This is a genomic window from Pelolinea submarina (genome assembly GCF_003966975.1).
GTDB lineage: Bacteria > Chloroflexota > Anaerolineae > Anaerolineales > Anaerolineaceae > Pelolinea > Pelolinea submarina.
On sequence record NZ_AP018437.1, the window covers coordinates 3,119,742 to 3,140,415 of the forward strand.

The window sequence follows — 20,674 nt, forward strand, 5'->3', positions numbered from 1 at the left end:
TTTTTATTTTAAAATGAAGTATAAAAAGAATATGGACAACAATACTACTCCTTCCCCGATACAAATAGAAACTCTGAACCAGCTCAAACGGTTTAATGACGTGCGCCTTACCCCCGATGGGTGCGGCCTGTTTTGGATTGAGTCTATCAATGGACGCGGCAGCCTCGCGCATTTGGACGCAGACGGTCCATCGCAAATTCTCAGCGGAGAATACGACCTGCGCGGAAACGTGGGCTACGGCGGCGGAGAATTTGACGTAAACACCGCCGGTTTGGTCTTTGCTGAAAGCAGCGGCAGCTTATTCAGCTCTACTCCGCTGGAATCCGCAAGCATCCATCGTATTACACCCCCCTGGGGCGGTGCAGCCGCGCCGGCCCTTTCCCCGCACGGGGATTGGGTGCTGTACGTTTACCAACAAGAGGAAACGAACGGCTTAGCCATTTGCCGCACGCATGGGCTGACCTGGCCGGTGCAGTTGGCGCTGGGCGCGGACTTTTACATGCAGCCAACCTGGCACCCCTCCGGAGACATGATTGCCTGGGTCGAGTGGAACCACCCCGATATGCCCTGGTTTGCCGGCCGCGTCAAGCTCGGTAAGTTGGGCGGAATGCAGCTGCGTTTATTGGAAGAGAACTGGTTGGATGGAGAGGCAGGCGCCCCGGCCGGCCAGCCGCGATTCTCCCCGGATGGCAAATGGCTGAGCTATATCCGCCGCGAAGGCGATTGGGATAGCCTGGTACTTTACAACCCGAAAAATCACCAGCGGCGTGTACTGCTGCCGGGCGCGGAAGGCCATTTGGCGCAGCCGGCCTGGGTGCAGGGCATGCGCAGTTACGCCTGGTCAAGCGACAGCCACTCGATTTACTACTTGCTGTACTTCCACGGCGCCACCAGCCTGTGGCAGGTCAACCTGCACTCCGGCAAGAGCAAGCCAATAGCCATCGACCCGGTTTGCTGGGCGGAGCAGTTGGACTGCGCCGCGGATGAAAACGGCGATGTGTTGGCTTTCCTGGGTAGCACGGCCCGAACACCCAAACAAATCTGGCGCTTGGACGCACACGGATTAACCTGCGCAGTCCCCAACCAATTGGCCGGGGTTTCCATGGAAGCCATCAGCCTGCCGCAGGAAATTCGTTTTAAATCCACTGGAGACAGCGAAGTTTATGGAATTTATTACCCGCCGGCCGGTCCGGAGCAGCCCGGAACTCCAGCGGTTCTTATCCTGGATATTCACGGCGGCCCCACCGGAATTGACCCATTATGCTTTTCCAACGAAGCGGCTTTCTTCACCTCACGCGGCTATGCCTATGCGCGCATTAATTACCGCGGCAGCAGCGGTTTTGGATACCAATATCAGGCAGCGCTTAAGCACAGCTGGGGCATTGTGGATGTGGAAGACACCCTGCACTTTACCGAAGAACTGGTACGACGCGGGTTGGCCGACCCCAAAAGACTGGTAATCAAAGGCTCCAGCGCGGGCGGCTTTACCGCCCTGAATGTCCTGATTCAGAAACCGGGCTTGTTCAAAGCGGCCATTTGCAGCTACGCGGTAGGCGATCTGGTGGACGACGCCCAGCATACGCACAAATTTGAGAAGTTTTATCATCGTTTCTTGACCGGTAATTTTGATAAGGATTACCAGCGCTTTGTGGATCGTTCGCCCATATTCCACATCGATGGCATCCAGGATCCGGTAGCCCTCTTTCACGGTAACAGCGACAGGGTGGTTGCGCCCTCCCAATCCATGCAGATCTACGAGCAGCTCACGCAGCGCGGTATCCCCTGCACGCTCAAAATTTACGAAGGTGAAGGGCATGGTTTCCGCAAGCCGGAAAATGTGGCGGATTACTACCAAAGCATGCTGGATTTTCTGCAGGAACACTTGCGGTAAGAATAATTAACCACAGATGAACACAGATAAAAGCAAAAGCTTTAATATGGTTTGATAAACACAGATGTAGACATGCTTTTTGTAGAGCTGGTTTGCGATAGGTAAGCGAATTTCATTTTAAGGTTGGCTGAGCACCCGCCCAGAGCGAAGCGTGGGGTGTCGAAGCCAACCATTTTTTTTGCACCGGTTATTGCCATTTAATCGAGGGGCTCCTTCACGATCAACAAACTTTGGTCTATTGATCCGAGCAAACACTCAAGGTATCTCCATCTGGAAATAAACGACTACCCAAGCATGTTGGATTTTCTGCAGGAACACCTGGGAAAGAGTCTGCCACAAATGGACACAGATAAAAGCAAAAGCCTTAATATGGTTTGATAAACACAGATATAGACATGCTTTTCGTAAAGCTGGTTTGCGAAGGGAACGCGCTTCGTTTAAACATAAAGAGGAGATGACAACATCTCCTCTTTTCAAATTCTCACGTTTTTTCTTACTGCGCCATGAAGGCTTCCATACCCGCCAGCAGTGTATCCACATCCTGCATGGAGGTCTCGCCCATGGTGGCGATACGGAAGGTTTTATCCTTCAAATCGCCGTAACCGTTGGCAATACGGATCTGGTACTTTTCCATCAGGAATTTGTTCAAATCCGAAATGTTCAGATTGCGGTCGTTGCCGATGGTGGCGACTGTCTTGGAACGGCAGCTCGCGTCGGCGTAAGGGGTCATGCCGTGCGCTTCCGCCCAATCATAAACGCGCTGCGACATGGCCGCATGGCGCGCGAAGCGCGCATCCAGCCCTTCGGCCAGAATACGATCCAGTTGGAAATCCAGTGCGTAAACCAGCGGGATGACCGGGGTCATGGCGGTGGAATTCTTAACGCGATGTTTTTCCATCAACAGCAAGTCGAAATACCAACCGCGGTTTTGCACTTTCGCGGCCTTCTCCATGGCGCGGTCATTCACACCGGCCAGAGATAATCCCGGCGGCAGCGCCAGGCATTTTTGCGAAGAGGTCAGCAGAAAATCCACGTCCCAGGCATCCATTTCAATCTTGGAGCCGGCCAGGGAAGAAACGGCGTCCACCAAAATGAAAGTGTCAGGACTGACCTCGCGCACAACAGCGGCCAGCTCTTTCAGCGGGCTTTCAACGCCGGTGGAAGTCTCATTGTGAACAATGGTAACAGCTTCATAATGCTTCTTTTTCAGCGCATCGCGCAGGGCATCCGGTTCTACGGCTTTGCCCCATTCGAAGTCAAGGCGGTCGGCGGATTTGCCGTTGGAGACGGCCACGTCGTACCAGCGCTCGGAGAAAGCACCGTTCACGCAGCTCAGGACGTCTTTCTCAACCAGGTTGCGAATACCGGTTTCCTGCATACCGGAACCGGAATGAGTGCCGATGAATACACGATATTGGGTATAGAAAATCTGTTGGGCTTTTTCAGCCGCGCGCCGGTGGATCGCTTCGTATTCCTTGCCGCGATGCGGCAGCATGGGCTGAGCCATGGCTTGCAGCACTTCCGGGGCTACATCCACAGGTCCGGGAACAAACATATGAGCCATTTTTCCTCCTGGATAATCGATGGTTAATAGTAGTAAAAACTAAAGGACAAAAGACAGGGCAACCAGAATCACAAAGAATGTAATCGCCAGGGTGCCAATGCGTTTCAGATCTTTGATGACGTCCGTGTAATCCGGGTTGAATTCATCACTCTTTTGGGCAGTAACAGTACTGGAGCTGGGTTTAAATTGACTGGTATTCAGATAATGTTTCTTGGATTTATTGCTCATTTACAAATCTCCTGATTAATTACTAGGCAAATTTATATCACTGATGCTTTGCTTTGTGTACACAATTTTATCGCTATTTATTGGGAGAGTGGTTGGGTAAAGTAAAAAATCCTACTTAATTACTACGCTTATCTCAAATGTTTTCTCCGGCGGATTATCCGGTTCAAAGGGACGGTTGTAAACCAGCTTCAAGGTCGTCTGGCCTGCTTTTAAGGCTTTGAACGTGTATGTGGCGGTTCCACCCGCGCCAATCAAATCGCTGTCGCTCTCATAACCCGCTTCCCCTTGCTGCTGTAAATACTGGTCATCCAGCTCTGCAATTGACCAGTTATATCCAGTAGTAATGTTCCCCTTCAAACTGACGATAAAAGTTTCCCCGGTTTTCACTTCGATTATCTTTCCGCTATCTTCTTCGGTTAACTTCAACTGACCGCTCACGCTCTGGCAGCCCGCCAAGCAGACCAGCAGCAACCCAATCCACAATATATTTCGATTCATGCATTCCTCCATGATTCCCTGCCTATATCATAACCAAATTTTCCTCTTTTGATAATCTTAAATAAAAACGGGACGGAGAATACTCCGTCCCGCATGTCTTTCGCCAATTTCTCTATTTCTTCATCTGGTTGAACACATCTTTGGGCGTCACGCCCTCCGGCAGGGTCACGGATTGCGCGCTCAAGGACAAAGCTGTTGCTGCAACCGGCTGCACCGGCGCCCCCGCCAAAGCCGCGTCCACGGACGCGCCGGTGACGCTCTCGCCCCAACTGACCACGCCCAGCTTGGTGCCGGAAAGGCCGCTGACGGACTTGCTTAAGATCAGGTAATCATTGACGTAGAACTTCATGGTACTGCCTTTGGCATACACCTTGAGGTTGTTCAAATCACCGTATACTGCCTCAGCGCAGGAGCCGCCCAGGTAATACCATCTGCCGGATATTATTTTATATGCCAGCGCGCAGGCATACTGGGTGCTGGTCAGGCTGTCATTGACCTGCCGCACGGTGAAATATACGCCGCTGGTCCAGTCGTTCCATGCATCAAACGAAGGTGTGCCGCGCAGTACCAGCCCGTAAGTATTGGATTCACCGCTGGCGGGTGCGTCCATCCGCATGTCGGCTTCGTAAGTAAAGTCGCCGAAATCCGCCGCGCTGTAATTAGCGCTGGTGCTGTACCCGCCGGCCATCCCCGCCGTGGACAGGCTGCCGGAAGCCACCGACCAGATCGCGCCGGCGGCAGCCGTCCAATCTTCAAAATCAGCATCCATTTCAAAGGTGCTGTTGAATTTGGGATAGATCGTAATATAACGGGTGGAGCTCCAGGGACCGGCCGTGTTGTTCTCGTTCACGGCGCGCACATGCCAATACCACCTGCCCGTCTCCAGCGGTTCCGTAACGATAGAAGTAGCCCCCGCTTCCGAAGTACTGCCGCTGTAATCCACACTGCTAAAGCGCGAGGAATCATCAATCTGGTATTCGTAAGTATGGCCGTAAAGGACCGCGTTCCAGGCCAGGGTCAACTCGGTATCATCCGTTAGGGTACCGTTGCCGGGGGACGTGGCAGTCACCTGTCCGGGCTTGGGCGGCAATACAATAACGGTGTTGCCTGCGCTCCAATCGCTGGTATTGCCGGCCTTATCCTGGGATTGTACGAACCAGTAATACTGGGTCAGGAAATCCATTGAAGTAATTTTCATCGAGGTGCTGGAAACCCAATCCGAGGTATAGAGGGCAGTTTCCGGATTATCCGCTGTGTTATAAGCCAGCCGATAATATTTCGCACCGGAAGCGCTGTACCATCTAAATGTCGGGCTGCCCACCACCGTACTGATGTCAATCGGGCTGCGCAGCACCGGCACAGCCGGAACGAGAGTATCCACAACGAAATAATACGCGCTGCTCCAGGAACCGGTGCCGGTGTCATTGATAGCGCGCACACGCCAGTAATACTTTCCGTCAATTAATTCGTCAGTTGTAAAAGTCAATTCCGTCTGGCCGCTGGCTTCGCTCTGGATTGTGGTAAAGCGGGAACTGGATGAAACCTGCACGTCGTAAGTCAAGCCATAATCCACTGCGTTCCAGCTCAGCTCCGGTGTCGCGCTTTTGACATAAGAGCCTTTAGCCGGAGCAGACAGCACCGGTTTGCCCGGCACAGGTGCCCGCACCGTAACGGTGTAGGGTTCGCTCCAATCGCTCCAGTTGCCGGCCCTATCCTGCGCTTTCACGAACCAGTAATAGGTCGTGTCGATCGCCATGGCGTCCGGTTGATGCGTATTGCGGCTGGTCAGATCGGACTGGTACACGTAAGTATCCGTATCATCGATGGTGTTGTACTGAAATATAAAATACTTGGCCGTATCGGGGCGCAGCCACTTGAAGGTGGGCGTGCCAATCACCTCGAAGCCATTCGTTGGGGTGTAGAGCGTAGGTGCTGCCGGAGGCGTGTTATCCACGGTGAAATACCAGGCACTGCTCCAACTGCCCTGCACGCCTTCCGTGTTGACCGCGCGCACGCGCCAGTAATACTTGCCGTCGGGCATATCGGCGGGTGTGAACTCCGCGTCAGGTATTCCGGTCTCATTAATATATAGCGTTGAAAAGCGCGAGCTGGTCGAAACCTGCAGATCGTAGGTATCCGCATAGGTAACCGCGTTCCACGTAAAGGTGGGCGGATTTTCCGATGGGTTGATCAGGTCGCCTTTCGCCGGTGCGCTCAGGGTCACGCGCGAGGGAGTGGGCGGAACGATATGGATGGTGAAAGGCGCGCTCCAAGCGCCCCAGCTGCCGGCTACGTCGCGCGCCTGCACAGACCAGTAATAATCATCCTTATCCAAAGCCGGCGCTTTAAATTTATACGTGCTCAGCTCGCCGGATTCATATATTACTTCTGAATCGGATATCCTGACGATCTTGATTTTGTAATACTTCGCGCTCGAAGGCCGCGACCACTTATAGGTCGGCTGGCCGGCATAGGTACTGTTATCCAACGGCGACAACAACAGCGGCGCGTCCGGCGCGGCAGTATCCAGCGTGAAGTAACGCGCCCCGCTCCAGGCGCCATAATCATCCGAACCGTTGCGGCCGCGCACGCGCCAGTAGTAAACACCATCGAGGCCTAAATCACTCGGCAGCGTATAGGTCTGACCAGTGATCGCGTCCTGATCGAAAACGATATTGGTGAAATACTTGCTGTCCGCGATTTGCAGGTGGTAGTACTCGCTGTTATCCAAAAGTACCCAACCAAATTGGGGAGTTTTGTCATTCGTCAGGGTTTTATTGGCCGGGGAATCCAGCGCAACCTGAGCCGGTGTATTACTCAAAACAGTGATAGTATTGGAACTGCTCCAATCGCTCCAGTTGCCGGCCGTGTCGCGCGCGCGCGCAAACCAGTAATAGGTCACGTTGGTGTTCTTTTTGGGGGGCTGGATGGAAGTGGTGCTTAATACGTCCGAACGGTAAATATATTCTTCCCCGTTGTCAACCAAGCCGTATTCAAACTGGTAAGCTTCCGCATCCGCCACGCTACCCCAGGAAAAAATCGGCATACCGGCTGATTGCGCACCCGAAACGGGGCTGATCAACTCCGGCGCAACCGGCTTGGACGTGTCAACCGTAAAGTTGCGTACCGCGCTCCAGGCACCATAGATGCCATATTCGCTCTTCGAACGCACCCGCCAATAATACTTGGCGTCACCCAACGGCCCGGCCGTATAGGTTAATTCGGTCAAATCCCCCGAACTTTCCAGCACCGTATCAAAGGCATAGGTTGAGGAAAGCTCAACCTGGTAGGCCACCGCGCCGGATACCGCCGTCCAGTCCAATTCAGGCGTGGAAGTATTGAGAAACTCGCCATAAGTTGGCGATGTTAGCGTAGGTCCAGCGGGGCCGGGCGGCACGACTGTCACGACAAAAGATGAGCTCCAAGCACTCCAGTTGCCGGCCTCATCGCGCGCCCGCACATACCAATAATAAAGCTGCTTCTCAGCCATAGCCGGTGGAGTGAAAGACGTCCCGGTTAATTCATCCGAGAGATACAGCGCTGTGGATTCATCAGAATTATCCACAGTGTTATATTCGAACTGGTACGCCGCCGCGTCCGCCACCGTGCTCCAACTGAAGGTCGGCGTACCGACCACGTTTACGCCGTTGGCCGGGCTGCTTTGGGCAGGCGCTGAGGGCGGGGTAAGGTCAATAGAAAAGCTGCGTGTCGTACTCCATTCAGCTGTTATGCCATAAGAATTATATGCTTGCACACGCCAATACCATGTTCCAACGCTTAACCCACTAACAACCGCACTATTACTTTCTGTTGTTGTTGTATAAAAAAGACTATCAAAGGCACTGGAATCATCCACCTGCAGTTCATATGTACTTCCGGAATATGCCGCTTTCCAGCTGAGGGTTACATCAGTTTGATTTGTTTCAGAACCATCCGCAGGTTCATCAAGCATCATCTGGCCGTATACAAACAATAATAAATTTGGAGAACCTGACCCTATACTTGAGAGTACTCCACTGGTAGATTTGGAAAGTAAAGCAGATGTCACTTCAGAAGGTGAAGCAGAGGGATGTTCACCTAGATAAAGAGCGGCCGCGCCGGCCACAAAGGGGGAGGCAATGGATGTGCCGCTGTCAGTGTCAATGGAGGAATCGCTGGCATAAGTTGTAGTAAGAATGCTCGATCCGGGAGCGAACAGATCCAGGCAGGATCCATAGTTGGAATAGGATGCACGAGCATCACTGCTGGTTGAAGCGCCTACTGTTAAGGCGCTTATCGTAGAAGCAGGAGTCCAGTTACAGGCATTCGTACTACCATTACCTGCTGCAACCACAACAGTAATACCGGCAGCCACCGCGTTGTCTATTGCCTTATTAATTGTAGTTGAGGTGCTTGCAACACCCAAGCTCATATTAATGACCGCCGGGCTGCTGTGGTTTTCGATCACCCAATCAATGCCGGCCACCACGTTCGTGAAAGAACCATCCCCGGTATCATCCAAAACCCGTACCGAATGCAGGTAAACGGACTTGGCTACACCATAGGTGCCGGAGCCGATTACCCCGGCCACCTTGGTGCCATGGCCGTATTCATCATCAGGATAGGGATCATCATCCACAAAGTCATACCCGCCGGAAACACGCCCGCCGAATTCAATGTGGCTGGCGCGAATGCCGGAATCGAGCACGTAAACGTGCACGCCCGCTCCGGCGGAAGTGGGGTAGTGGTACAGGTTATCCCGCGTGAGAATAGTCTGATCGATGCGATCCAATCCCCAAAGACCTGGGATAACAGTTCCATATTCAGTATCTAGAAGATTCTGTGTGCTCTGATCACCAACCGTCTCATCCACCGCGTAGATGTACTGGTCGGGTTCGATGTAAGCGATATCCTTGTCCTGGCGCAGGGTCTTGAGCGTGTCCTTGTCCATCTGGGCCGCGAAGCCCTTCATGTTACCGTTGTTGAACTCAACCTTGATCTTGCCGCCTTTGGCTTTGACTTTATCGCGCTGCGATTTCAGTCCCTGGCTGCTGACCTTATTATTCTTATAAATCACAATGTACTGGCCGGGGATGATATTGGAGGTGTCCTCCGGCATAAGCAGCGGAACGACCAGCTCGGCTTCTTCCGTTGCCGTGGGCGTCAGCTCGCCTTCGGGGGTCAGCGTGGGTGTTTCTGTGAAGGATAGTTCTGGGGTATCACTGGGTTGGGCTGCCGGGTCCGGTGTGTCGGTTGCCTCGGTACTCGCGTTCGATGAGACATCCACGGAAGTCTGGGTGGGCTCGGCTGTGGGTTCGGCGGTCGGCGTTTCCCCGCCGGCATCCGTGCCCCCGTCCTGTTGAACGGAAACCTGTTCGAGGGTGGCGGTGGGCGTCAGGGTAGGCGTGGCCGTCGCGACGGCTTCACTCTGCGGATCCGCTTGCGGGGTACTGTCGTCCGCCAGGGTTATGCCGCTGCTGAGCAGAGAGGCAGCCACCATGGAAACCAGGACAAGGATAGAAAGGCCTATCCGATTTTTTGTATAGCGATTCTTCATAAGCTTACTCTGATATCTATCCCTTTAAATTCAGTCCGGATCCGGATCGCATCTGCCGCATGATCAAAGCTGCATTTCCTGACCGTTGATGATTACGCGGAATGTTTGCGGATCAAAAAATTCCATTTTAAAAGCTGCTTCAAAAGGCTCCAGCATCTGAGCGCAGATCACCTCAGGCTCGGAGACCGAGTAGATGGTGAAATCGATCTGCCGGCCGTTTTGGCTGATGGTTGCGCGCAGTTGGCTGCAAGGAGTGGGCAGGCTGCCGCTGAAAATGAGGGTTTGCGCCGGTTCATCCCAGCGAGCGCCGTCCACCATTGCGCCGTCCTGCAGCCAGGCCTCATCGCCCTCCTGCGGGGCGTACGGATTTTCAATCGCCACAGCACCCTCCTGCGCATCCTCACCGGCTTGCGCGGCGGCGCAGCCAATCAGCAAAGCGGGAATGACCAAAACTGCGAATACGCGCATTTTTTTCATTAATTTTTCCGATAATTGTCCATTATAAGGAAATCCTAACATAATTCCATTATACGCTGTAGGGCCGACCCGAACAGTTTTTTATGTAAGTGTTAACAAATCTGTAATATTAATGATTTAACGGGAAAAAACAGGCTTCGTTACAGAAAATAAGGAGAGCGCGGAATCGCGCTCTCCTTATTTTTAAAATACTTTAATCGATCGTGAAAAATCTACTACCAGGCACTGAAACGCAGGTTCGCCTCTGAGGGGACTCGATCATAATCCGTGTCATTCCCAAAATAAGTCGTGGAGATCATCGACAAAACCGGTCTAGGCCTTGTACCTTCATATTCGATCTCAATACCGTTACCTTCATTGCTCATGAAGTTGGAGTTGCTGATGGTCACCTTGGTGGTTGAGGATGCAGCGATGTGTAAACCATCGCCATCGTTCCCGCTGCCGTTCATCCAACTGCATACGTTAAGCAGGTTGATCGCTGCATCACTCGTCAAATAAGCACCGCTATAACCGGAATCACGGATGTCGGCATTACTCAGGGTGATCGTGCCCAGAGTTGTTCGCGCTTCAACTCCGTTGAATGTAGTGCCCTCCGCGGTAATTCCGCTCAAGGCAATTGCTCCGGTGGACGTATAAGCATATAGTCCAGCCGATTCGTTATCTATAAAGTAATTATCTCCCGTCAATGTGATATTACCCGTACCCGAATAGGTGTTCAGATTGAGGCCGTAATCGTTTCCGCCAGCGGAGACATTGCTGAGTGTGATCATCCCGATGCTGGTAATTTTCAATCCGCTTCTGAAATTTCCATTCAGGTCAAAATTTCTTCCGGTCACGGTTTTCTGGGACTGCACTTTAATGCCATCGGAACCGTTATTGGTTGCGCCTAGATAGTTCATGTTAACAGTACCGTTGGTTAAAATCTTCAAACCTTCCCAACCATTGGCGTTGAATACACAGCGGCTGCTTTCACTGGCTCCCGAAACATTTATATTTCCAATACCATTAATCATGGACTGATTATCCAGGACTGCCCCTTCTGTGCCATTTGATCTGGCTTCCACATTTAACAGGCTGATATTGGCCGGTGTTTGAACAAACAAACCGGTCAAGGAGTTATGGTTCAAATAACTGGGTTCGCTTCCGGAGAAGGTGACATTCTTGCCGGCTTGAATGCTGAGGCCGTCCACATAATAGGTGACGATGTCTGAGAAATTCTCATTGTTCATGCTCAGCCGGTAGAAACCGCTGTGAACATTGTCATCAATAACTTCCAGGTAGTAATGACCGCTGGTCGAAGGCGTCCATGTCGCAATTAAATTTTGATTCGTAAGATTGTACGAATCAAAGGAAACCTGAACACCATCGGCATCAAACAACGCCAAATTGCCGGTAAAAGAATTGATATCCAGATTGGGGTCATCGGAAGGATATAAGCGGAAGCTCAGGTTGACGCCGGCTTGCGCGTCAAAATCCCACCGGTCCGGTCTTAAATCCGCATTGTAGTACTCGCTGACCGCATCCCCATCGTTCAGTGTGCCGGTGGTCTTGAAATTGTGCCGGGTGGTTATCGCACTCAACGTAACCAACCCATTGGTAGTCAATGAAATGCCGGTATCATTATTGTCTTCGGCCGAAACACTCTTTAAGGTAATATTTCCCACGGAACCATTGAACTGATTAGAAACTACCATGCCTTTTTCATTGTTTTCGTTTGCAGATACGTTGGTCAAGCTGATATTGCCCTTGGAGTTAACCAATAAACCTGTCCCGCTATTCATTTCCGCTGTGATACTGGTCAAATTGATCACACCGCTGCCAGTGCAAACGGACAGGGCATCATCGAATATGCAGTTATCCAAATTCATTCCGGAAAACCCGTTGTCGGTGGCTGCGGCAATCCCGTACACGGTAATGATGCCTTTCGTGCGTATATACAGCCCTTCCCAGCCATTGTCATTAAACATGCTGGCCGGCGTCAGGGATTTATCCTGCACGGTAACCGCGCTGGTTGAAGTTGGATTATACAGAGACAACCCCGTGCGGAAGTTGCCGCTCGCGTTGGCGTTCGAAATTGAAATCGTGCCGAAGGACGCAACTTTCAATCCGAAACTATCGTTATTGTCGAAAGAGTTATATAGATTGTTCTTGGATCCCGCGATAGTAACGTTGGCTTTAACACTTGAGTTATCCAGGACAACACCGGAACCGGGATAGAGAGCATGCTGGTGGTCTGCATCATTGACCGACAAAATATAACCACCAGATTCTCCGGCAACATTGTTGGAAACATAGATCTGGTAGATTTCCATATTGTTGAGCGTGCAGGTAAAACTGACATCGCTTCCACCATTAATAGTCTGGACTATATTGTTGGAACCATCACGCAGCTCAAACTTGAGGTCGAATTCACTACTCTCCAAGCGGAAGGTGACTTCTTCACCCTTACCTTCAATTCCCCAAACATCGGTCATATCATCGCTAACTTTGTCGAATACCGAGATGGGGGAATAATCCAGCCAGCTATTCACAGGCGATTGGTTGTCCGCAGCACTCACGGCGTTGAGAATTATCGCCCCGCGGCTGTAAACCTCCAACCCGCTGCCTATGTTGTTGTCAAATTCGCTGTCAATCAACGTGACACTTTTGTTAATGCCATCCAGGTTGTCCAGGTAAGCACCGGTTTTTCCATTTTCGTAGGATTTTACCCGCTCCAGTTTGATAGTACCGGAGGTATCCAACCAAATACCGTATTCTTCGTGATTTGAATGAACCTCGGTATCGCTGATAGCAACGTTGTTTTTGGATGAGATCCAAAAACCGTTCAACCCGTTATCATAAACGCCATTCACCCAGTTGGGGATGGTGACGTTCACGGTCACAGTACCGGTGCCTTGGCACACACCCGTGTTGTAATCAGCCACGCAGTTGTCCAGAACCATACCCGTCGAATCATTTGAGAAGGAATCCGTGTTGGAAACGGTTATATTACCCTTGGAACGGATATAAACACCATAACCGGCATTGCCTTCACTGATATTGGCTGCGGCTCCGCCGCCGGTTTTTGGACTGTTGAGGGTTACTATGCTGGGTCCGATCACAGTTCCAAGCCAGATGTCGTTTATCTCATCATAGGTCCAATTGGTAAAGTCCTCAACATCAATACCATTTCCATCATTGAATCTGGAAGTGATGGACGACAAGGTCACTACCTTGCCAGCCATGATGTAAAGGCCATCCAGTCCGTTATTCTCTGCTTTTAACTTATTGACTGTCACGGAACCCAGGGTAATCGCGTGTGTACCGATACCACCGTTGGTAGATGTCTCCAAATTCTTCATATTGATGGTATTCGCATTGCCTTCAACATTAACACCATCCGATTGATTATTCTTTGTAATCACATTTTCCAAAGACAGCAGAGATGAAGTCGATGAACTCAGTTTCAAACCATAGCCGAAATCCGTATTAGAAAGAGAGACATTATCGTTGGCGACAACATTTTTTATTGTTGCACTGCCGGCGTTGATCAGAATACCCGTACCATGGTTATTGCTGGCACTAACGCCATTGAGAATCACCTGTTTTCCCGGAGCAATGGTATCCAGATACAAAGCATTGACAGCATCATCCACACCATCTTCGCCGCCATTGCTATTAAAACTCGAATTGGTTATTTTGATGGTGTTATTCGCCTTAATATAAGCGCCAGTACCCAAATTTCCGCTTGAGTCCACATCCACCATCGTTACAGTCCCTGAATGATACCCATCGCTGCTTGTTGAAATATGGATACCATCGCCATCGGGATTTGAAATATTCAAATCCGAAAGCAAAATATTGCCAACGCTATCGGTGATCTGCACACCGCCGGTGATGCTAAAGCCGCTCAGGGTGAACCCCCCGAGGTTGCCATTCAAACTGACATTCCCGATAATGGTTGTATTGGCAGAACCATTCACACCGATTAACCCATTCAACTGGCTTAAATACGTGCCGCTGATATTGAGATCACCAGAGTAAGATCCGTCCAACACATATAGCTTGCGATCGGTAGGTAGTAAACCTCCCTCAATTTTTTCCAACGCAGTCGCAATTGGTGTACTGCTAACCCAGCAGGTACCGGCGCCGACGCTGGTTCCGGAGTAACAATCGTCCTCAGATTCGACTACAGAATAATATGTAGTGCCAACCTTCCAGTAAGGGTCTCCCGCGCTGATCAACTCTGCGCTTTCCTGACTGGCAAAATCAATTGGATCCCCGCCTTCATCCACAATTTCCACGTTGGTCTCATCCTCGACAATTTCTGAAATTTCGGAAGATTCCAAATCCGGGCTTATTTCAACAGCCTCCTCGGAGGTGTCTTCCCCTGTTGACTCCGACTCATTACTGGCTTCTTCCACAGGAAGTAAATCGTCAATCGTTACTTCATCCTCCACAACCCCGAGTTCATCAGGCGGTATTTCTTCTGATGAATCTTCTACTTGTAGTTCTTCGGAAACCGGCGCATCCGGTTGCGGTGTCTCCGAGGGAAGATCGTCATCGGCAAATACAGTGCCGGTAATAAACAGAGTTGTGACTAAAACCAACAAACACAACCACAGGTTAATCCTTTTCTTATGTAAAAATTCTTTCATCATTTTTTCTCCCAAGTTTTATACTATTTTTGATGCTTGAATTTATTATTTTTCGAAGTTTTCCTCCTTCTCTTTGCCATGTAATTCGAATGAACCAGCTCCCCAAAAGGCTGGTTCTTCTATTTTTTATTATTTAAGAGCAGAGATTTAAAAACCTAAATTTCCTCCCAGGTACAAAAAAAATTCACGATGAGTCGATTTTAAATTTCGTATTAACTAAAGATTCCCGCAGAAATCTGCGGGAATTTATATTTCATCAAGGATACACTATCCAATTTGAACTATTAATATTTTCTTCAAGGATGTTTTATTACCCACTCACTCGTAGAATTTTGAAAGCGTATATGTAAAATTAATTATATGCATTAACTATGTTTATGCAAGGTTTTATATTTTATTTATATCGGCGGGCATTTTCCGGCAAATTTTATGGTCGAAAAATAATTGTGACATTAATCTATCGCAATCCATTTATATATGAATTAAGTAAGGTCCTGCTTACCTGGTAGTTGCGCCGCATCGGTTGTGATGACCAGTATTCCCAAGTCAATCCCATCCGACGGCAATACACAATTCAATCACCCGCTTTTGGAAATCCCTTCACCGCGCCCGTCTTCGACACCACTGGGTAAGCCGGCCCATTCATCGGCTTGAACCAACTGAAATGGACGACACCATCGTCCCGCAATTCCAAAGCCAGCCCTGCGGCTACTTCGTGCGCAAAGTGCTGGAATGCTGCGTCCGGGCGATCCATCTCCTCTGCGGCACGAAGAGCTACCCTGGCTGACCCTGATCGCCTGCAAAGGCTGCGGCCCCGCCAGCGGAAAATACGGTTGGCGCTATGTGGCGCGGGCTGTGCAGGTCGAGATCGATTGAGGCAGGGGCTCAAAACTCCAGATTGAAATAGGAAGTATAAAAAGACGGGAGGGTGCTTGCACACCCTCCCAATCGATCCCTTGCTGATTTTCGATTTTACAGTCTAGATGAAGTAAAAATATCCGCTTTCGGAATCTCCGTCGTCATCCGTGTCGTTGCCGATGCAGACCGTGTCGATAAAGATCAGCTTTTGTCCCATATCATCCACGTAGAAATAACCCAGCACACCATAACCCACGTTGTTCATGAAAGCGCTGGATTTTATGGTGGCCGTCGCATTGTTATGCATCATGACGATCAAACCGGCGCCATTGTAAATTGGCTCGCCATTGTTGAAAGAGGACACTCCCGTTACGAAAACCGGGCTGGAACTTTCCAGGTAGATGCCGCTCAATGTTGAATCGCGTACGTAGGATTTGGAAAGCGTGATGCCTTTATCCGCTATAACCCACACCCCATAATCGTCGTTGGAACGCACATCGACGCCGCTGATCAAAGCCAGGCCGTGAGTTTCAATTGCCAGGCCGGCCGATCCGCTGTTCCAGAAATAGTTCTCACCGCTGACCGTGACCTTCAAAAGATCACTGCCGGAGGTGCTATCTACAGACACGCCGATCATGCCGTTGCCTTTGGCGTTGATATTGCTGAGGGTCACGTTGCCGATCGAAAATGCGATCATGCCGTTACCGCCGTTGCTGAACAGGTTGAGATTTCTGGCGGTCACTGCCTTGGGGTACAGTGCGGAGGTGTTGTTCAACGATAAACCGTCCGACCCGTTGAACATCGCGGTGACGAAATTCAGGTTGATGGTGCCGGTGGTCATGATGGTCAGGCCTGACCAGCCGTTCATATTGAAGCTGCCGCGGATGGTGTCCTTTATTCCGTTGACATTGACCAGGCCGGTGCCGGCACTGTTGTTCAACAACGCCCCGCCATTGCCGTTGGAATTGGCCGTTACGTACAACAGGCTGATATTGCCCGGTGTCTCAACGGACAATCCGGTTTGTGAGTTGTGGTTGATGTTATTGGCGATCTTTCCCGTAAAACTGACATTCTTGGCCGCTTCAATATAAACGCCGTCAACGGTGTAGTAAGCCATATCGCTGAAGGTTTCATTGTCAATACTCAAGCGATAGTAACCGTTGTTGCCGCTGTTTTCCGATACGTTCAGGATAAAGTACCCGCTTTCGGAAGCAGTCCAGGTTGCTTCCAGCGCATTGGTACCCGCACCAGTTACAGAGTCAAAGGAAAGCGAATTTCCTTCGCTGTCGGTAAGCGTCAAAACGCCAATGAACGCGTTCACGTCCCAGGAGGGATTATCGCTGGCATACAAGCGGATGGTATAGGTCTCACCGTTGCTGGCACCGAAGCCCCATTGGTCCGCCGAGACATCGGTATTGTAATAATCGCTGACCGCGCCGCCGATGTTGAGGTAGCCGGTGGTCTTGAAATTATCACTGGCGGTAATGGTATTCAAATTGACCAAACCGTTGGTGACCACGTTCAAACCGGTGTTGTTATTGCTTGAAGCGGTGATGCTCTTCAGCGTGACATTCCCGATACCCAGCCGGTTGTTGATGGTTATACCGAAGGATCCGTTGGAACTGCCGTCCACCTCATTGAGCGAAACGGTCCCGGCAGTGAAGATATCCAGGCCGCTATCGCCATTGTTTTGCGCTGAGACTTTGTTGATCGTCACGATCCCTTTGCCCAGGCAGGCACCCAAACCGCCATCGTACTGGCAGTTGTTCAGAGCAATGCCCTGCCAGCCGTTATCGTCGGCGGTGATACCGCTCATCAGGATGTTGCCCAGCGTGCTGACGGTTATCCCGCCCCAACCGTTTTGTGAGTAAGAGCTGGAAGGGACCTTTGACTTGTCCACGATATTTACCACCCCTGCCGAGCCGGGGTTGTCCAGGCTCAAGCCGGCCCAATCGTTGCCGGTGGCGCTGGCTGAGGCGATCGTAATGTTCCCGTTTGAGAAGACCTTCAAACCAAATTCATGGTTATCGGCAAACACACTGGGACCGGAATTCGTGGAGGAGGACACGTTCACGGCTGCTTTGCCTGCCGCATTATTGAAGACCGCGCCGCTGCCGGGGTAGGCCGGATGCGTCTCATCCACATCATTCAACGACAATTTATAGTAACCGACACCTTCGAAAACACCTGAATACGAGACATAAACATGGAAATAGCCACTTGATGCCGCTGTGAAGGTGATGCGGGTATACCCGTTCCCGGTGTAATTACCGCTTTCTGATGCGATCAGATCGAAATTGTTGTTATATACAGTTACCAATGATTGGAAATCGTCCGATTTAACAATAATGTCCATCTGCTGCCCGGAGATGACGTAAAAATCCCAATCTTCAAAAAGACTTACACTATAGAACGTATCCAACAGCGTAACGGAATCGTGTATGATGCCGCTCCCGGTGGGCGAATGATTGGAGGAAGCCGAGGAACCCTTGAAGTTGATCGCGCCGGCAGTCAGAACGTAAACGCCCATACCCTCGTTATCGTCGAAGACAGAATCGGTAATGGTGACGGCCTGCGCTTTAGGAGCGGATAAGTTGACCAGATAAGCGCCGTTATTGTCGTTGCCGCTGGCATTACACTGATCCAGTTTTATGGCGCCCTGTGCGTCCACGTAGAACCCATCATAGCCATTGCCGCTCACGCTGGTTTGGCTGATCGACACGACGCCTTTGGAGTGAATCCAAATTCCATAACCGCCGTTATCTTGCGCGCTGTTCATCCAATTGGATGTGGTCACGTTTATGGTCACGTTGCCCTTACCGGTGCACAAACCGGTCACGTTATCCCACAGGCAGTTGTCCAATAACATGCCACCATCCGAATTGCGGGTTGCGTCCGAATTTGTGAGGGTTATTTGGCCGTTTGCGTAAATTTCAAGCCCAATACTGCCATTATCCTCGAAAAAGTTGGCTGTCACAGGGCCGCCCGACTTTGAACTGGTTAATGTGACCAGCGTCGGATACGTTGCGCCCCAACCAGCCACCAGCAAGCCATTCCTACCGTTGTTGCTGGACGTGATCGAGCTCAGGGTCACGGTCTTTCCACCGTTAATAATGATGCCATCCTTGCCATTTTCAAGCGCTAATGCTGTATTGATGGTAACAGAATTGGAAGTTACGATCCTGAGACCCATATCGCCATTTGAAGAAGCCTGCACATTCTTAAGGGTAACAACACCCAATCCTATAATGTAAATTCCTATATGGTCATTATTGTCAGCTTGTACGTTTTCCAGCGAGATCTTGGCCGATGTGAGAATGCTGGAGTAGATGTAGATGCCATCACCATAGTAGGTTTTAGCGCCGCAGGGATAGTTCATGTTGTCGCTCACAACCGCATTCTTGATCGTCAAAGCGCTGAAATTATCGATGGTCAAACCACGCCCAAAGTTGCCGGAAGCTTTGACACCGTTAAGGTTGATCGCACCGAGCGTATTGATGTACAGCCCATATTGATCGTGGTCGGCTTGATTTGTACCGTTGCCGCTGAACATGGAATTGGTGATGGTGACCGTGCTGGTGGCATTGATCTGCGCGGCGGATTCGGAGTTCTGGATAAAAGTTGAACCGCTGATGGTAACGGCGCCGGCATGCGCCGGGGAACCACCGCTGAGGCCAACCACCAGGCCATCGCTGGTCGCGTTCTCTATAACCACATCTGTCAGCGTCAGCGTGCCGCTGCAATTTTCCACGAAGATACTGCCCCAAATGGTGAATCCGCTGAAAGTAAATCCGCCGGTATTGCCATCCAAAGTGATGGTGCCGGTGATGGAGGTCGTGTCCCATCCGCTGCCGATCAACCCGTTCAACTGGTTTTGATACACACCGCTGATGACAATGCCGCCTTCATCGCTAAAAGTACCGTCGAGATATAGCTTGCGGTCGCTCGGCAGCAGGCCGCTCTCGATCTTTTCCAATGCCGTGGTGATGGGAGTGGTGCTGACCCAGCAGGTGCCTCCTGCCACGCTGGTGCCGGTGTAGCAGTCCCCCGCGTCCGCAACCACCGAATACCAAATCGTGCCCACTTTCCAGTAGGGGTCGCTGCCGCCGGCCTGGGCAGCGCCATCGGCGACTGTCTCGCCATCCGGGTTGACGATCTCGATATCCGCTTCCGCCAATATCCCGGCTGCGTCCTCATCCACAATTTCAGGCGATGGCAGATCTTCCCCAGGTACGTCAACCGGTTCGTCCCCGGCCGCAACCTCGCCACCATCTTCCTCTGAAGATAGGGGATCGTCGACCTGTGTTTCAGCCGCTTCGTCGGCAGGTTCGGCAGCCCCTTCATCATCCGCTGCACCCGGATCGGCAGGCAAGCCTTCATCCGCGCTTTCCCCGCCCTCCTCGCCGATTGCTGCTTCATCCACCACGGGTGTTTCAACGGGGTCACCTGAGGCGTCCGTACCTTCGAGGCTTGCCTCTGCGCTCACCGGCGCGTCCGCCGGCAGGTCGCCATCGGCCAGGACCGTACCGCTGATGAAGAAGAGCGCCATCAATGCCAGCAGGCAGATCCATAGCCCTCTGCACCGGTAATTCGCAAATTTTAAAACGTTCATTTCTATCCTCCGAATTTACTTATTTTGGGTCGATCAACTGACCCACAACCGTATAAAAATAGTTAAATGGAAATGTAAAACTCAGGAACTTATGATTAAATAGATATCCCCGCTTCAAGCGAGAAAGATGAGATAGGCATTATGATGGATAGAACGTGATGGCTTAATAATGATGGCTGGAGAATGATGGTTCGAGAATGATGGCGGGAAATTTACTATTAAATTGCTTACCCTCCTTGTATATCAGTAATTATTTAATAACAATGTAAAAATTATAGCGAATTTTTTATACAAAAACAAGTTAAACAAATAGAGTTTTTTATACATTGGAAGGATGATTCTCTTCCTGTTTATGCTGAAGATCAAAAGAAAA

9 protein-coding genes are annotated in these 20,674 nt (G+C 50.8%); 2 read left to right on the forward strand and 7 right to left on the reverse strand.

Annotated elements, in window-relative coordinates; translation table 11 throughout:
* Positions 1–31: 31 nt before the first annotated feature.
* Positions 32–1,891 carry a S9 family peptidase gene (locus Pelsub_RS13880; protein ID WP_158675127.1) on the forward strand — a complete coding sequence of 620 codons (1,860 nt, stop codon included), beginning with the start codon at positions 32–34 and terminating at the stop codon, positions 1,889–1,891.
* 493 nt (positions 1,892–2,384) lie between these two features.
* Here Pelsub_RS13880 and Pelsub_RS13885 read toward each other — a convergent pair whose 3' ends face one another.
* The 6 genes from Pelsub_RS13885 to Pelsub_RS13910 form a co-directional block, all read right to left on the reverse strand.
* Positions 2,385–3,455: a pyridoxal-phosphate-dependent aminotransferase family protein gene (locus tag Pelsub_RS13885; protein WP_116225638.1), complete on the reverse strand. Its 1,071-nt coding sequence runs from the start codon at positions 3,453–3,455 to the stop codon at positions 2,385–2,387.
* 39 nt (positions 3,456–3,494) lie between these two features.
* On the reverse strand, positions 3,495–3,683 hold the full coding sequence (locus Pelsub_RS13890) for a hypothetical protein (protein WP_116225639.1): 189 nt from the start codon (positions 3,681–3,683) through the stop codon (positions 3,495–3,497).
* A gap of 111 nt (positions 3,684–3,794) precedes the next feature.
* Complete coding sequence (locus Pelsub_RS13895) at positions 3,795–4,181, reverse strand: protease inhibitor I42 family protein (protein ID WP_158675128.1); 387 nt, start codon at positions 4,179–4,181, stop codon at positions 3,795–3,797.
* A gap of 112 nt (positions 4,182–4,293) precedes the next feature.
* Positions 4,294–9,717 (reverse strand): S8 family serine peptidase, encoded by a 5,424-nt coding sequence (locus Pelsub_RS13900; RefSeq protein ID WP_116225641.1) that lies wholly within the window; start codon positions 9,715–9,717, stop codon positions 4,294–4,296.
* Between the two features lie 63 nt (positions 9,718–9,780).
* Entirely contained in the window at positions 9,781–10,194 is a 414-nt protein-coding gene (locus Pelsub_RS13905) for a hypothetical protein (RefSeq protein ID WP_116225642.1), read from the reverse strand.
* 215 nt (positions 10,195–10,409) lie between these two features.
* Positions 10,410–14,834 (reverse strand): beta strand repeat-containing protein, encoded by a 4,425-nt coding sequence (locus Pelsub_RS13910; protein WP_116225643.1) that lies wholly within the window; start codon positions 14,832–14,834, stop codon positions 10,410–10,412.
* A gap of 729 nt (positions 14,835–15,563) precedes the next feature.
* On the opposite strand from Pelsub_RS13910, the gene Pelsub_RS15700 reads away from it, so the two are divergent.
* Positions 15,564–15,707, forward strand: coding sequence for a hypothetical protein (locus tag Pelsub_RS15700; protein WP_158675129.1), 144 nt, complete (start codon positions 15,564–15,566; stop codon positions 15,705–15,707).
* A 103-nt stretch (positions 15,708–15,810) separates the two neighbouring features.
* Here Pelsub_RS15700 and Pelsub_RS13915 read toward each other — a convergent pair whose 3' ends face one another.
* The gene (locus Pelsub_RS13915; protein WP_116225644.1) at positions 15,811–20,301 is read right to left on the reverse strand and encodes a beta strand repeat-containing protein; all 4,491 of its coding nucleotides are present in this window, start codon (positions 20,299–20,301) and stop codon (positions 15,811–15,813) included.
* Between the last annotated feature and the right edge of the window lie 373 nt (positions 20,302–20,674).